Genomic DNA, 13,350 nt, shown 5'->3' with positions numbered 1-13,350 from the left:
ACTATGCATTTTGAATCACCATGGGCGTTTTTACTATTACTTGTGATCCCCCTTTTACCATGGATAGGTCGGTATAAATCCCAAAGGGGCGCTTTAAAGTTTCCCTCCATCAAAACTGCTGAACGGGTCGGGAAGACACTGCGGCAGAGGGCTGCCCCACTGGCGTCTGCCCTGCAGATTTTGGCGCTAATCTGTCTTGTCATAGCCGTTGCAAGACCCCAGACCGGCCGTGAAAAAATACGGGATATCAGCAAGGGAGTTGCCATTGAAATGGTCATGGACCGCTCGGGCAGCATGGCTGCGGAGATGGCGTATAAGGGTGCCAATATGAATCGACTGGAGGTTGTTAAACAGGTTTTTAAAGATTTTGCCATGGGGGATGACCATCTCCTTACAGGAAGGCCCAATGATCTTGTGGGGATGATCTGTTTTGCCAGATATCCCGATACAACCTGTCCTTTAACCCTTGCCCACGGCGCCCTGCCCCAGTTTCTAAAAAGTGTAAAACTTGTTCAGACCCGGGAAGAAGACGGGACAAACATCGGGGATGCCTTGGCCCTGGCAGCGGCCCGCCTTAAGACGGCTGAGGAGGGGCTTGCAAAACAAAATAAGGATATAAAAAAGAGGTATAAAATCAAGAGCAAGGTCATCATCCTTTTATCCGATGGAGAAAACAACTGCGGTAAGCGTGATCCTGTTCAGGCGGCAGAGCTGGCAAAAGAATGGGGAATCAAGGTTTACACCATCGCCATCGGCGGCGGGGATGCCGTGGCCTCTATTAAAACACCCTTTGGTATCTATAAGGTTCCTGTGGCGCACAAAGTCGATACATCGGCATTAAAAGCAGTTGCAGAAAAAACAGGCGGTTTTTTCAGCCAGGCAAAGGATGCCAAAGCCCTCCATGAAATCTATGAGAAAATAGACAAAATGGAAAAGAGCGAAATTGAATCCGTGCGATTTGTGGATTATCAGGAGGCATTCATCCCCTTTGCATTGGTTGGCCTCATTTTACTCATCGGTTCAATCATATTAAACAATACAATATTCAGGAAAATTCCATGAGTGGTATAAAACTTCAAACGCTCAACATGCTCTATCTGTTGTGGCTGATCCCCCCCCTGATTGCCCTGTATATTTATGCGCGGCAGAAAAGGAGCAAGGCCCTTGCTGTTTTCATTGAATCCGGATTACACGGCAGACTCACTCTTTCGGTCAGCCACACGAAAAGAGCCTGGAAGGCCGCTCTTTTGATCACAGCCGCTGTTTTTATCATCCTGGCCATGACCCGGCCGGGATGGAATCAGCGCCCGGTTTCCATTGAGCGGAGCGGGAGGGATGTTGTGTTCCTCCTGGATGTATCCAAAAGCATGCTGGCTCAGGACCTTGTGCCAAACCGGCTGGAACGGGCAAAACTGGCCATCCTGGATTGTATTGACAGGCTGGAAGGAGATCGTGTGGGGATCGTTGTTTTCGCAGGAAGTGCCGCAATCAAATGTCCCCTGACCCTTGATTACGGCTTTTTTCGTATGATGCTGAACAATATTTCAACCCAGAGTATTGCCCGTGGCGGAACGATTATTGGAGATGCCCTGCGTAAGGTGCTCACTGACGGGTTTGATGACCAGGACAAAGAGTTCAAAGATATCATCCTTATAACAGATGGTGAGGACCATGACAGTTTCCCCATTGAAGCGGCTAAAAAAGCCGGTGAAAAAGGGGTGAGGCTTATTGCCATCGGGTTAGGGGATGAAAACGAAGGCAGGCGCATCCCCATTACAACGAAAGAAGGGCAAAAAACATTTTTAAAATATAAGGGCCAGGAGATTTGGACAAAACTGGATGCCGACACCTTGAGGAAGATGGTAAATGCGACCCCGGGCGGCAAATACTTGAATGTGGCAACGGGCACCATTGATCTCGGAAACGTTTATACGACCCTCATCAGAAGTGCGGAAAAGAAAAAACTTACCTCTGAGACCATTAAACGCTACGAGGAAAAATTTCAAATATTTCTAACCATTGCGTTGATTCTCATTTGCATTGAAATGGGAATGAGTGAACGAAAACAGGAACAAAAGAAAAATGCGTAATCCTTTATATTCATTTTTTGTCATGACAGCTTTGCTGCTCATTCCTTTCCAGGCCCAGGCCAGGTCTGAACAAAGCCTGGTGGATAAGGGAAACAAAGCCTATGCCACGGAAAAATATGACAAGGCACTTGAAGCCTATTCAGAGGCCGGAGTGGATCTGCCGGAATCCGCCCTTATCTATTTTAACAAAGGTGCGGTTTATTACCAGCAAAAGGAGTTCAGCAAGGCAAAGCAGGCCTTTAATCAGGCTGCCTTGAAAAGTAAAACCACAACACTTGAAGCAAAATGCAGATTCAATCTCGGACTGTGTGCCTTCCGTGAAGCCCAGCGTCAAATGGACAGCGATCTTGACAAGGCCCTGGAAGACTGTGGCACAAGCATTCACCATTTTCAGGAGACACTTAAGCTGAATCCGGATTTTAAGGAAGCTGCCGAGAATATAGAGGTGGTTCGACTCTCCATGAAATCTATCCTGGATAAAGTGAATAAACAAAAACAAGCAGCAAAAAAACAGCAGGAAGCCATGAAAAAATCTGCTGAACAGATTAAAAAATTGATAAAAGAACAGCAGGAGCTGCTGGACAGCAACCGATATTTTTCCGATGAATCCGATGGAGAGGGTCAGAAAGGGAAGTCTGGTGATCTAAAAAAGAAACTATCCGATCTGGCGGAAGCCCAAAAACGTCTTGCACAAGAAACCGGGGAGACCGCAAAGAAAAGAGCCCCTTCCGGACAATCGAAGGCCTCGCCCCAGGTAAAGCCCGATCCTGTGAAAGAACATCTTGAAGCAGCTGTTTCAGAACAGAATTCCGCCGCAGAACACCTGGGAAAAAGCAACCCCAAGCCGGCGTTAACGGATCAAAAAGCGGCTGTGGAGGCGCTTAAAAAAGCACTGGAATCTCTTGGCAAAGGGCAAGACTTGAAACAGGGCCAAAAAGAAAGCCAGAACAATAAAAATACAGGTAACGATAAAAAGACAGGTAACGATAAAAAAACAGGTAACGATAAAAACAAGGATCAGGGTCAGCGTCCAAAAGAAAACAACAAAGGGGAGCAGACCCCACAAAAAGATGTAAAATCTGCCGAAAAACCGGCAGAACAAGATAAGCCAAAGCAGACGGAACAAATGGCACAACAGCCTGACCATGCCCGTCAGATATTAGATGAGGAGCAGCGCAATAAAAACCTGCGTAACACGCACCCGGCAGGGGAATTTCGTAAAGTTGACAAGGACTGGTAATGAAACGAACATTAGAGACAGCCTTTATATTTGCGTTGATAATAATTGCCTTTTTTTCCCAGACAGCCTCAGGTGAACCACTTTTGGCCAATGCAGTGGTTGAGAAAACCACCGTTTTTATGGGGGAACCCTTTATTTTCCAGATTCAGGTTTCAGGCAGTGAAAATCCAGAAAGACCTGATCTAACCAGAATTTCAGAATTTTTTGTTGCCGACCAGGGCGGAAGTCAAAACAATCGTTCATCCATGACCATAATAGACGGTCAAATGACCCGGGAAAGTACCATGGGGTATGTTTTTTCATACCAGCTCACCCCCAAACGGACGGGCCGCCTCCAAATCCCTTCCATTACGGTTCGTGCAGACCATCAACGTATCCAAACCGCACCCATTGAAATTAATGTTCAAAAGCCCTATGAAACCGACAATTTCAAACTGCGGCTCGGGCTTTCAAAAACCACCTGCTACAGAGGGGAACCCATCACGCTGACGGTAACCTGGTATTTAGGAAGTGATGTAAAGGGATTTGATGTCACCCTTCCTTTGCTGGAAGAAAAGGAAAGTTTTTATTTTATCAATCCGGAAGTGGATACCAACTCCGGCGGCAAATTTTATCGGATTCCCCTCGCCGGCGGCGATGCCGTTGGTGAAAAAGGGGAAAAACGACTCAATGGTAAAGATTATGCAACCATCACATTCCAAAAAATCCTGATTCCCAGGAAAACGGGCAATATCACCATCGAACCCGCCACCGTTCTGTGTGAAGTGTTGTCCGGTTATAAAAAAGGGAGGGATAGATTTAATAACGATTTTTTCTCGGATTTTTTTGATAACAATTTTTCCGGAAACAGCCGGCAGGGGGTTTATCAAAAAGTAGCTGTCCCCTCCAACACCACCCATCTCAAGGTTTTAGAAGTACCGGAAAAGGGAAAGCCGGCAGGATTCGCAGGTCTTGTGGGGGAATATAAAATCAAGGCAGATGCCGGGCCCACAGACATCAGCGTTGGGGATCCCATCACCTTGAAACTGACATTAAGCGGTCCGGATTATCTGGACTCTGTCACCCTGCCGCCTTTAAATCAACAGGCCGCTCTTATAAAGAATTTCAAAATTCCCAGGGAGAGGGCTGTGGGTGAAATCTCAGGGAAAACAAAAATATTCACCCAGACAATCCGCCCCTTAAGAGCCGGTATAAAAGAGATTCCCTCCATTTTGGTGCCCTATTTTGACACAAAAACCGGCAAATACGAAGTTGCAAGAACAGATCCCATTGAGGTTACGGTCAAATCCGCAAGGGTGGTGACGGCCATGGACGCCGAGGGGAAGACCCAGACGGTTTTGGAGAACAATGAGGTGGAGACCTGGACAAATGGCATTGGCTATAATTACGAAGACCTGGACGTCATTGAAGACCAAAATTTCGGCCTGGCAGCATGGCTTAAATCTCCGGTTCTCCTCTGCATGACCCTGATACCGCCCATCATCTATTTTCTGATTCTTCTGGGCAATCTGTTTATGACACGATTAAATGCCGACCCGCTGGCATCCCGGGCCAGAAGAGCCCAAGTCCGGCTGAAAGCCCGTCTTAAAGATGCCGGGAGCCAAACCTCGGCTGAAACCTGCTGTGATAAAATTTTGGACTCCTTTCGACAATACCTGGGAGATAAACTCAGAATACCCGCCGGCGCATTGACCTTTAATGATGTCGGAAAATCCCTTGAAGAAAAAAAGATTGATGGAGATTCAATCAAAAAGATAAAAGCATTGTTTGATGGATGTGAAGCCGGCCGGTATGCCGGTGGCTCAGGTAAATTGGACACTTCCTTCCTGATTGCGCAAGCCCTGGACCTTGTCAAACTGCTGGAGAAAAAACTTTAATGAAACGATTATCTATCCATAAAATATCAAAAAAAGTCGGGCCGTTTTTGATCATTATCGGTATTTTAGCAGGCTGTTTTTCATCCCCCCTTCTGGGTGCAGATGCTGGCAAACCGGATATTAAAACCCTTTACCATCAAGGGATAAAACTGTTCCGGGACGCCAATACCATGGCCGTAACAGACCCTCTTAAGGCACAGACCCTTTACAAAAAAGCATTGATGCGGTTTGAGCGCATTGTAAAAGAGGGAAATATCCATAACGGGAAACTGTATTACGATATCGGGAATATCTATTTCAGGACAGAAGATATCGGCCGGGCTATCCTGAACTATCGCCGGGCCCGGTTATTTATTCCAAACGATCAGAATCTGCAACAAAACCTTGATTTTGCCAGGGCCAACCGCATTGACCACATCGAGGAAAAACAGAAAACACAGATCTTGAAAACACTCTTTTTCTGGCACTACGACCTGTCCACCAGAACACGGGTCTTTATCTTCTCCTCGTTTTTCATGCTCCTGTGGATTTTTGCAACAATCCGTATTTTTTCCCGGAGAACGTTTACCGCATGGTGCCTCGCTGTCACAGCTGGTTTAGCTCTGCTGTTTGCAGGCTCTCTCATGACCGAGCATATCGCTCAACAAAAAGAGATACCCGGTGTTGTCATCACCCCTGAGGTGATTGCCAGGAAAGGCAATAGCAAAACCTATGAGCAAAGTTTCAAAGAGCCCCTTCATGCCGGAACCGAATTTACCCTTATTGAAAAGAGAGGAGACTGGTATCATATCAAACTTATGGATTCACGAAAATGCTGGGTGTATAGGAGAGGTGTTGAACTTGTTTTAAACAGCGTCGAAAATTAAATATTCAAGGAAACAGCAACCCCATCCGCAACCATGATCCACCTGAGATAGAACCTGTTTATATTCCTGAATTAACATATGTTGAAGATTTAGATTATGCTAATTCAGGCTCCCAGATTCCAGTATTTGACACCTTTTGGAGCTGATATTTTTAAAATTGCGTTGAGGGATTACAGGTGTCCTATACTCAGATTTAGCCATAATTTAACTTTCCCAGCTTATTTTTGATGTAATCAATTTTCCGGGCTAATATTTATTTTCCGTTTTGAGTGGTCTTTCCCCCCCCCCCCAACCCAACAATAACACAACATGTTGTGTTATTGTTGGGTTGGGGGGATATTTTTTAGGCTTAGAAAAAAAAGTTCCTATCCTTTGTCAAAATTCCATCGTATTAGAAATTAATCTGCCATTTGATCCCGGCATAGTTCAGCTTGGACTGGTCGTCCTGTTTGAAATCACACTGGCCGATTTCCGGAGTGAGAAATACACCAGGAGCCAGAAAAATTGTGAGCTGAAGGTAGACCGCCAAACAGTCGTCTGTTGATGCGCCGTATGTATCAAGCTTGGTCGATACATACCCGCACCCAGCCTCGGTGTAAAGCCCTTTTCTGATCTCATACCCAACCACAGCCAGCCAGCATAGACTGTCTTTGTCCGTTATCTTTGTACCGTCCCAGCGGGACAGGCCAAAGCCATCTCCGTCCAGATCGGCGGTCCCGGCATTGTTGATCGTTGACCACAGCTTGGTGCTAACCAAAATATTGGCCATGTTCCCCACATTCTGCCCGCCCCAGATATTCCCTTTAAAATAGGCAGCACCTAAATTCAGCTGTCCGCCAACGCCGAGCACATAGGATTCGACCTCCCAGCTTGCCCCGTCTTTGTTGACATCGAAGGTCTGATAACCGGCAGCCACACCTAAGTGTCCCCAATTGAAATTGTGTTTGTATTTGGCCTGGATGCTGGGAATGCGCACGGTTGTGTCAGGCTGATCGACACTGGTTGGTGTTACGTAAACCAGGGTGTTGGGTTCAACAGCTGCGATTTTGAATTCACCAAGTTGAAGCTGGATCATGGCTTTTCTGTCACCATAAAGCATGCCAAAATAACTCATATTGGTATCACCTTTGTTGAATCCGTTAACATTGTACACTTGGTTGGAGTATGGAAAAATTAGCGGGGTGTAATTTTTGCCCACGCCCAGGGACCCTGCCCCAAAATTCCATTCCCCCCAGAGGATACGGACATTGGCCTTACCACCCAGGGCACCGTATTCAAACTGGCCTTTCAAAGAGTCACTGACGTTTACTTTACCCCCGATCCTGGCATTCCCGGTTATATTCTGCTCATAATTTTCCGTATCCGGTCCGTTCGTAAGTCCTAACGCTGCAGACGAGGATGTAAATGAATCTTTTTCAAACTGAGTGTAAAAAGTAGAAACACGGGCTGATCCGTAAAAGTTCCATTCGGCCGCAGCCGCAATACTAGGAAAAAACGACACACAAAAAAAAATAACGATTAATCTTTTCATCTTCCCTCCTGTTGGTACTGGTTTTCCGTCCTGTTAAATATTGCCCCGGGGCAAACCGCAGTCCCAAAAATATCGTGAACTGCGTTGCCGAAATTTGATTTTCAGCATGACAAGACCACAACATTACCTTGACCTGTTCCTTTTAATCAGGTTAGGGTAAACAAGATTTTGGCATGCACCATACCATACGGTATGGTATAGCTATAGAGATCAAGTTCTAATGTCAAGAAAAAGGATGGTTTTATGAATAAAAAAATACCCCAGGCAAAAGCTGTCTGGCTGAAACAGGGTTTAAAAACTCTTGAGGAAAAGGGTCCTGGTGCTTTATCCATTGACTATGTTGCAGGCAGGATCGGAAAAACCAAGGGATCGTTTTATTTCCATTTTAAAAACCGGGAACAGTATATCACTGAACTGCTTGTCTATTTTGAACGTCTTTATCCGCTTGTTCCCCTGGAAAAAGATTTGGAAACTGAACAAAGACTGGCCTATGTGAGCGATTTGAGAAAGCGGGCCTTCAATGTGCCGCCCGGGCTTGAAATCGCCATCCGAGCCTGGTCCCAGCACAATGAACTTGTCAAAAATTTTCAGGACCGCATCGATCAGAACCGGCTGGGTTTTTCTTACAGGAATTATATTCAGGCAGGGTTTGATAAAGATGATGCCCGCATCAAGTCCTACAGGACCTATGCCATATATATCGGTCTACAGCAGATTCGCAGTCTGCATACCGAAGAAGAGTTCAAAAAAATATCCAAAGCCGTATTTCTTCCTCCGCCTGCAATACAAAAGTGATCTATAGTGGCCCTCAAAAACAGGAAACAGATAGCAAGAGCCTTTATAGCAAAGGCGACTTATAATATAGATACGACCAGGGCACTAATTGACAGGTTGAAGATCAGCCCGCCTTTGCGAAGAATTTGTGGTTGGCAAAAAGCCTGTGACGTTCCTCATGAATCATCATTTTCCAGGGCGTTTAAAGAATTTTCTAAATCAGGTTTGACTCAGATCGCCCATGCCAATGTCATCAAAAAGCATATGGGGGATAAAATTACCGGCCATATATCAAGGGATTCCACATCCATTGATGCCCGAGAGAAGCCGATGAAAAAGATCAAAGCCGTGAAGCAAAAAAAGAAAAGAGGTCGCCCTAAAAAAGGCATCTCCCAATAAACCCAAAACAGGTTTTACCACAAACAAATGTGATAAAACCTGTCAACGGCCCGGATCAGGGCCTTAAAGGATAAGCCCCTGTCAGTGATTTTATTCTTCTATTTTACCTGTCTTTAGTCGTTTTTCAAAAATTGACTTTAATTTGTAAAGATCCTGCTGAACTTCAAATACACCATGCCAATGGGAAGTGCCTTAAATAAAAACCGAACAGCACTCCGATTCGCGGAACAAAAGTTTGGATGGCAAGTTTTTCGCGCAGTTTATCGCCCTCAATTTTTCCGTCGGGTATGGTAATTGCTATGTATATATTCAGATTCTAAATTTTTAGCAGATGTAAACGAGAAATTTATCATTTTTATCGGTTTCGCCATGGCACAGTCAGCAACATGTGGCCTTGGTGTTTATCAGCCACATAATCCTGGAGAAATCCCACCTTGCAAATGTGTTGAGACTCATTTTGGAAAATCGGAAGGCACTTGGGATAACGTGTGTGTCACTGCGGCTTCTGGCGGACATGTGTCATAAAACGACAAATAAATGAGTATGCTAATTATTTGAAAAGGAGTGTTATAATGGCTATTATTACTATTTCACGACAACCTTATAGTTTCGGTGATGAGATTGCGAAAGAAATCTCAAAAAAGTTAAATTACAAACTTATTGATAAGTTTATAATTAACAACAAAGTTAAAGACTTCCATTGCAATTTTTCCGATGAGCTGAAGGATTTGGCAAATGAGAAAGAACCTGGTTTTTTTAAGCATTTTTTTAAAAATCCACAGGTTTACAACTGTCTTGTACAGGCGATTCTTTTTGAAGAAGCCAGTCATGACAACATTGTTATCTTGGGACGGGGCAGTCAGTACATCCTGAACCAGCCCTATGTGTTAAACATTCGAATTATGGCCCCGTTTGATATCAGATGTTCTTATCTTGAAAAAAAAGAAGGTGTCACTCATATCCTTGCTGAAAAACTTCTTCAAAAAAAAGATCATGAGCATGATAATTTTATACGATATCTTTTTAAAACAGATATTTCAGAAGTAAAATCATATAGCCTCGTTTTTACAGGTAAAATCAGTTGTTTTGATCACTATCAGCTTGGCTCGGATCTCATTATTTCAACGATTCTTGATTATGCAAACAAAATTGAAAAAGCACAGCCTTTAACAGATGATGATAAAGATAACTTTAAACGTTTATCCCTTAAAAAAAGGGTCGAAGCAATGATAAGTAAAGAGATCTCCGAGCATATTGATCTAAAGGTTGAATGCAAAAAACTGGGTCACATAAAAATTACCGGTTCTTTTGCCAATGAAATAGAACGAAATAAAATATTCAAGTTAACTCAATTATGTCATGGTGTTAATTCCGTTGACAAATGATTATTGGATATTCATTATACATTCGCTTATTATTAAATGAAACCTTTTGGGTTCTGGCTTGTCCAGGTTAGGGTTGAAGGGGGACATCCCATTTTTTCATATATTTCCATATAGAGGCCCGGCTCAGTCCGACACGCCGTCCGACTTCCGCCTTGTTCCAGTTGCTTTCATGGAGATGATGGAGAAGGACTTCTTTGGTCAATTTCTGGTGTTGGGGCCTGGTATGTTCAGGTTCTAACCAGGGATTGTTGACACCGGATACAGCCATGGCAGATGGCGTTCGAATTTCAAAGGGCAAATCCGAAAGGTAGATCTCCCGATCGGAACATAAAACAAAGGCATGATCGATGGCATTGGCCAGCTCCCTTATATTCCCAGGCCAGGCGTAATCCATGAAGGCTTTTAATGCAGTTTTTGAAATTCCTTTTACATTGACATCTGACTTTGTATTGTTTGTTTTAATAAAATGATGGACCAAAAGCGGGATATCTTCTTTTCGTTCTCTCAGGGGTGGCAGGTAAATGGGGAAAACTTTCAACCGGTAATAAAGATCTTCCCTGAAGGTGCCGGCATCAACCATGGATTTTAGATCTTTGTTTAAAGCCGTGATCACCCGGATATCTATTTTCCGTCTTCTGGATTCGCCCACCCGTTCAATTTCTTTTTGCTGGATCACCCGCAGCAGTTTTACCTGTATATACGGGGTAATTTCTCCGATCTCGTCTAAAAAGACGGTGCCGCCGTCTGCCTGTTCAAATCGACCGACACGATCCTGGCTGGCACCGGTAAAGGCCCCTTTTACATGGCCGAACAATTCGCTTTCCAAAAGCGATTCCGGAAGTGCGCTGCAGTTGATGGTAACCATGGGCTTATCCCGCCGTTCTCCAATGGAATGAATTGCGCCGGCTACCAGCTCTTTTCCAGTACCACTTTCACCCTGTATCAATATGGTGGCATCACAGGCTGCCGAGGCTTTGATAAAGGAAAAAACGTTCTGCATGATTTGGCTTTTTGCGATAATCCCGCCCAGGTGGTTCAACTCGCCCAGGCGGCGAGTGGCTTCTTCCATTTTTAATCGGGCATTTTTTAACTCGGTGAGGTCTGTTACCGCTGCAACAATACCGATGACCTCATCGTCCTTATTCCTGATAACCCGGGCATTTTTTGTAACAGATACATTATGGCCATTTTTATGCTTTAAAAAGCATTCCGTTGGTTCAACGCGGCCCCGCTTTAGAATACCGCAGTCTTGAATCGTGGTGGGGCATTTTTTATCAAAGCATTGACTGAAATGCAAAAATTGGCAGCTCTTGTATTTTATTTCACCCGCCAGATAACCGGTGATTTTTTCCATCGCCGGATTCCAGGCAATGATGGTTCCTTGAGGGTCAAGGACAAAAATACCATCTCCGATGGATTCAAGGAGTGACTTTACAAATTCGTTGGTTTGAATTTCATATTTAATATCAGTCATGACGTCTCCCTGGTAACAGGGTAAGCGTTATAATACCATTATCTATGCTAGGTTATAACAAACCAAATGCTAAGTAAACCCTATCTTTATCCATGAAACCTTCTTTTTTATTGAAAATAACAAAAAAATGTCATATTTGGCATAAATATTGATTGTCATTATGTAAACCATTTTTTTTTGAGGAGGAGACGTGATTGATAACAAACATAACGGGTTAAACGTGTTAAAACCTGAAGATGATTTTTGTTTTGAATGCACCCGTCAACTGGACTGTTTTACACGGTGTTGCCGGAATGTTAACATATTTTTAATGCCCTATGATATTATTCAATTAAAAAATTGTCTGAACATATTGTCCGGACAATTTTTACAAAAATATACATATACCCTTATGGGGGAAAGCGGCTTGCCGGTAGTGGGATTAAAAATGAATGATGATGAACAAACGAGCTGTCCATTTGTGACTGGTTCCGGGTGTGCCGTATATGAAAGCCGTCCCTGGGCATGCCGGGTGTACCCCTTGCAGCCGGAGTCAACCAAGATCACTGAAAAGAAAGGAAAGGTTTATTATTCAATCATGGACGTGCCTTTCTGCCAGGGGTTTAAATCGGATACCTCGTCAACTGTGAAAGGATGGCTTGATCGACAAAATGTCCCGGTTTATCAGGAGATGGAATCATTATTCAAGGATATAACCACCGCTTCATTTTTAAGTGACAAGAAAATTGAAAACAAACAAATTCAAAAAATGTTTTTCATGGCCTGCTATGATATTGATCAATTCAGGAAATTTGTTTTTGAAACCAGTTTTTTAAGACAATTTGATATTGAAGAGCAGGAAATTGCCCGGATTCGTCGAGATGACACGGCTCTTTACAGGTTTGCCATGCGATGGATTGAATTTGGTTTGCTCAAGCAACAAGGGCTGAAGCTCAAGCCAAGCGTCATGCTAGCGAGAAAAGAAAAACTCGGCATTAAATAATCGTGTGGTTTAGGGCCGCAGATGAAATAAGTTGAACCAAAATTCTACGCGATTTTGTTAAGATTATAAAATTTGAGGTCCTTAGTCCATGATATTTTCTTTTAAGGCATCCTCTGACCATGCCGGCAGCGGCATATATTTGCCTGAATCCGGATCAAATTTGCACCGGTATGAGGCATAGGTTTTTTGTGTGTCCCACATATATTGCCACCCTTCTCTAAAATAGGGGCAATCTTCATTAAAACAAACATAGAAGAATTCATTTCCCCAGGTCGATGCGACAGGGACCTTCCATTTTTTCATTTCCCCTTTACAATAGGGGCAAACAGGTATTTTTTCATTTATCATGACCGACTTCCTTTTTGTGTCAGGGTTTTAAAAACTTTTTCACATGAACAGCCAAATCCTCTGGAATATGCCGAAAAATCAAATGAAGAATTTGCCAAGAATCTGTTCAAGATCTGTGCTCTAAAGATATCCCATTGAGCGGGTATGGCCTTTTCTTCAGATATGGCGGCGAGTTCTTCATAATCAGCCTCTTCATGGGCAAAGGTGACGCCATGGGCATAGCCCAGGTCATACCATTTTTGTATATTGTCTGTTGAGTTGTTTTTTTTCATCTGTTTATTATCAATAAATATCATTAGTGTTAATTACAGCCGAACAAAAAAAGGGTTTTTGTTCGGCTGTAATCTGGAGGGATACTGTGAATGGCATTACACAAGTATCTCA

Annotated in this window: 13 protein-coding genes; 9 read left to right on the top strand and 4 right to left on the bottom strand. The window is 43.7% G+C overall.

Going from position 1 to position 13,350, the window contains the following annotated elements; all coding sequences use genetic code 11:
* Positions 1 to 3: 3 nt before the first annotated feature.
* The 5 genes from ACZ45G_RS05040 to ACZ45G_RS05020 are packed head-to-tail and all read left to right on the top strand — an operon-like array spanning position 4 to position 6,073.
* A complete protein-coding gene (locus ACZ45G_RS05040) occupies positions 4 to 1,062 on the top strand; it encodes a vWA domain-containing protein (RefSeq protein ID WP_464175626.1) in 1,059 nt (352 codons plus the stop codon).
* Complete coding sequence (locus ACZ45G_RS05035; RefSeq protein ID WP_464175624.1) at positions 1,059 to 2,090, top strand: VWA domain-containing protein; 1,032 nt, start codon at positions 1,059 to 1,061, stop codon at positions 2,088 to 2,090. Before ACZ45G_RS05040 ends, ACZ45G_RS05035 begins: the two co-directional genes overlap by 4 nt.
* Positions 2,083 to 3,330, top strand: a complete 1,248-nt coding sequence (locus tag ACZ45G_RS05030; protein WP_464175622.1) for a tetratricopeptide repeat protein — start codon at positions 2,083 to 2,085, stop codon at positions 3,328 to 3,330. Before ACZ45G_RS05035 ends, ACZ45G_RS05030 begins: the two co-directional genes overlap by 8 nt.
* On the top strand, positions 3,330 to 5,207 hold the full coding sequence (locus ACZ45G_RS05025; protein WP_464175620.1) for a BatD family protein: 1,878 nt from the start codon (positions 3,330 to 3,332) through the stop codon (positions 5,205 to 5,207). The genes ACZ45G_RS05030 and ACZ45G_RS05025 overlap by 1 nt, the downstream gene beginning before the upstream one ends.
* Entirely contained in the window at positions 5,207 to 6,073 is an 867-nt protein-coding gene (locus ACZ45G_RS05020; RefSeq protein ID WP_464175618.1) for a hypothetical protein, read from the top strand. The genes ACZ45G_RS05025 and ACZ45G_RS05020 overlap by 1 nt, the downstream gene beginning before the upstream one ends.
* A gap of 391 nt (positions 6,074 to 6,464) precedes the next feature.
* Here ACZ45G_RS05020 and ACZ45G_RS05015 read toward each other — a convergent pair whose 3' ends face one another.
* Positions 6,465 to 7,604, bottom strand: a complete 1,140-nt coding sequence (locus ACZ45G_RS05015; protein WP_464175616.1) for a hypothetical protein — start codon at positions 7,602 to 7,604, stop codon at positions 6,465 to 6,467.
* Positions 7,605 to 7,847: 243 nt separating this feature from the next.
* Here ACZ45G_RS05015 and ACZ45G_RS05010 point away from each other — a divergent pair, with 243 nt between their 5' ends.
* The 3 genes from ACZ45G_RS05010 (at position 7,848) to ACZ45G_RS05000 (ending at position 10,162) form a co-directional block, all read left to right on the top strand.
* Entirely contained in the window at positions 7,848 to 8,399 is a 552-nt protein-coding gene (locus ACZ45G_RS05010) for a TetR/AcrR family transcriptional regulator (RefSeq protein ID WP_464175614.1), read from the top strand.
* A 6-nt stretch (positions 8,400 to 8,405) separates the two neighbouring features.
* On the top strand, positions 8,406 to 8,777 hold the full coding sequence (locus ACZ45G_RS05005; protein WP_464175612.1) for a transposase: 372 nt from the start codon (positions 8,406 to 8,408) through the stop codon (positions 8,775 to 8,777).
* Between the two features lie 572 nt (positions 8,778 to 9,349).
* Positions 9,350 to 10,162: a cytidylate kinase-like family protein gene (locus ACZ45G_RS05000; RefSeq protein WP_464175610.1), complete on the top strand. Its 813-nt coding sequence runs from the start codon at positions 9,350 to 9,352 to the stop codon at positions 10,160 to 10,162.
* Between the two features lie 67 nt (positions 10,163 to 10,229).
* Here the strand turns inward: ACZ45G_RS05000 and ACZ45G_RS04995 are convergent, their stop codons facing one another.
* Positions 10,230 to 11,636 (bottom strand): sigma-54 interaction domain-containing protein, encoded by a 1,407-nt coding sequence (locus ACZ45G_RS04995; protein ID WP_464175608.1) that lies wholly within the window; start codon positions 11,634 to 11,636, stop codon positions 10,230 to 10,232.
* 190 nt (positions 11,637 to 11,826) lie between these two features.
* On the opposite strand from ACZ45G_RS04995, the gene ACZ45G_RS04990 reads away from it, so the two are divergent.
* Positions 11,827 to 12,618 (top strand): YkgJ family cysteine cluster protein, encoded by a 792-nt coding sequence (locus ACZ45G_RS04990; RefSeq protein ID WP_464175605.1) that lies wholly within the window; start codon positions 11,827 to 11,829, stop codon positions 12,616 to 12,618.
* 81 nt (positions 12,619 to 12,699) lie between these two features.
* Here the strand turns inward: ACZ45G_RS04990 and ACZ45G_RS04985 are convergent, their stop codons facing one another.
* On the bottom strand, positions 12,700 to 12,966 hold the full coding sequence (locus ACZ45G_RS04985; protein ID WP_464175603.1) for an ogr/Delta-like zinc finger family protein: 267 nt from the start codon (positions 12,964 to 12,966) through the stop codon (positions 12,700 to 12,702).
* Positions 12,963 to 13,238: a hypothetical protein gene (locus tag ACZ45G_RS04980; protein WP_464175601.1), complete on the bottom strand. Its 276-nt coding sequence runs from the start codon at positions 13,236 to 13,238 to the stop codon at positions 12,963 to 12,965. The genes ACZ45G_RS04985 and ACZ45G_RS04980 overlap by 4 nt, the downstream gene beginning before the upstream one ends.
* Positions 13,239 to 13,350 lie beyond the last annotated feature (112 nt).

The sequence above is a fragment of the Desulfoconvexum algidum genome (genome assembly GCF_055382125.1).
The sequence above is the reverse complement of the archived record's forward strand: the minus strand, read 5'-3'. Positions and strand labels throughout refer to the sequence as shown.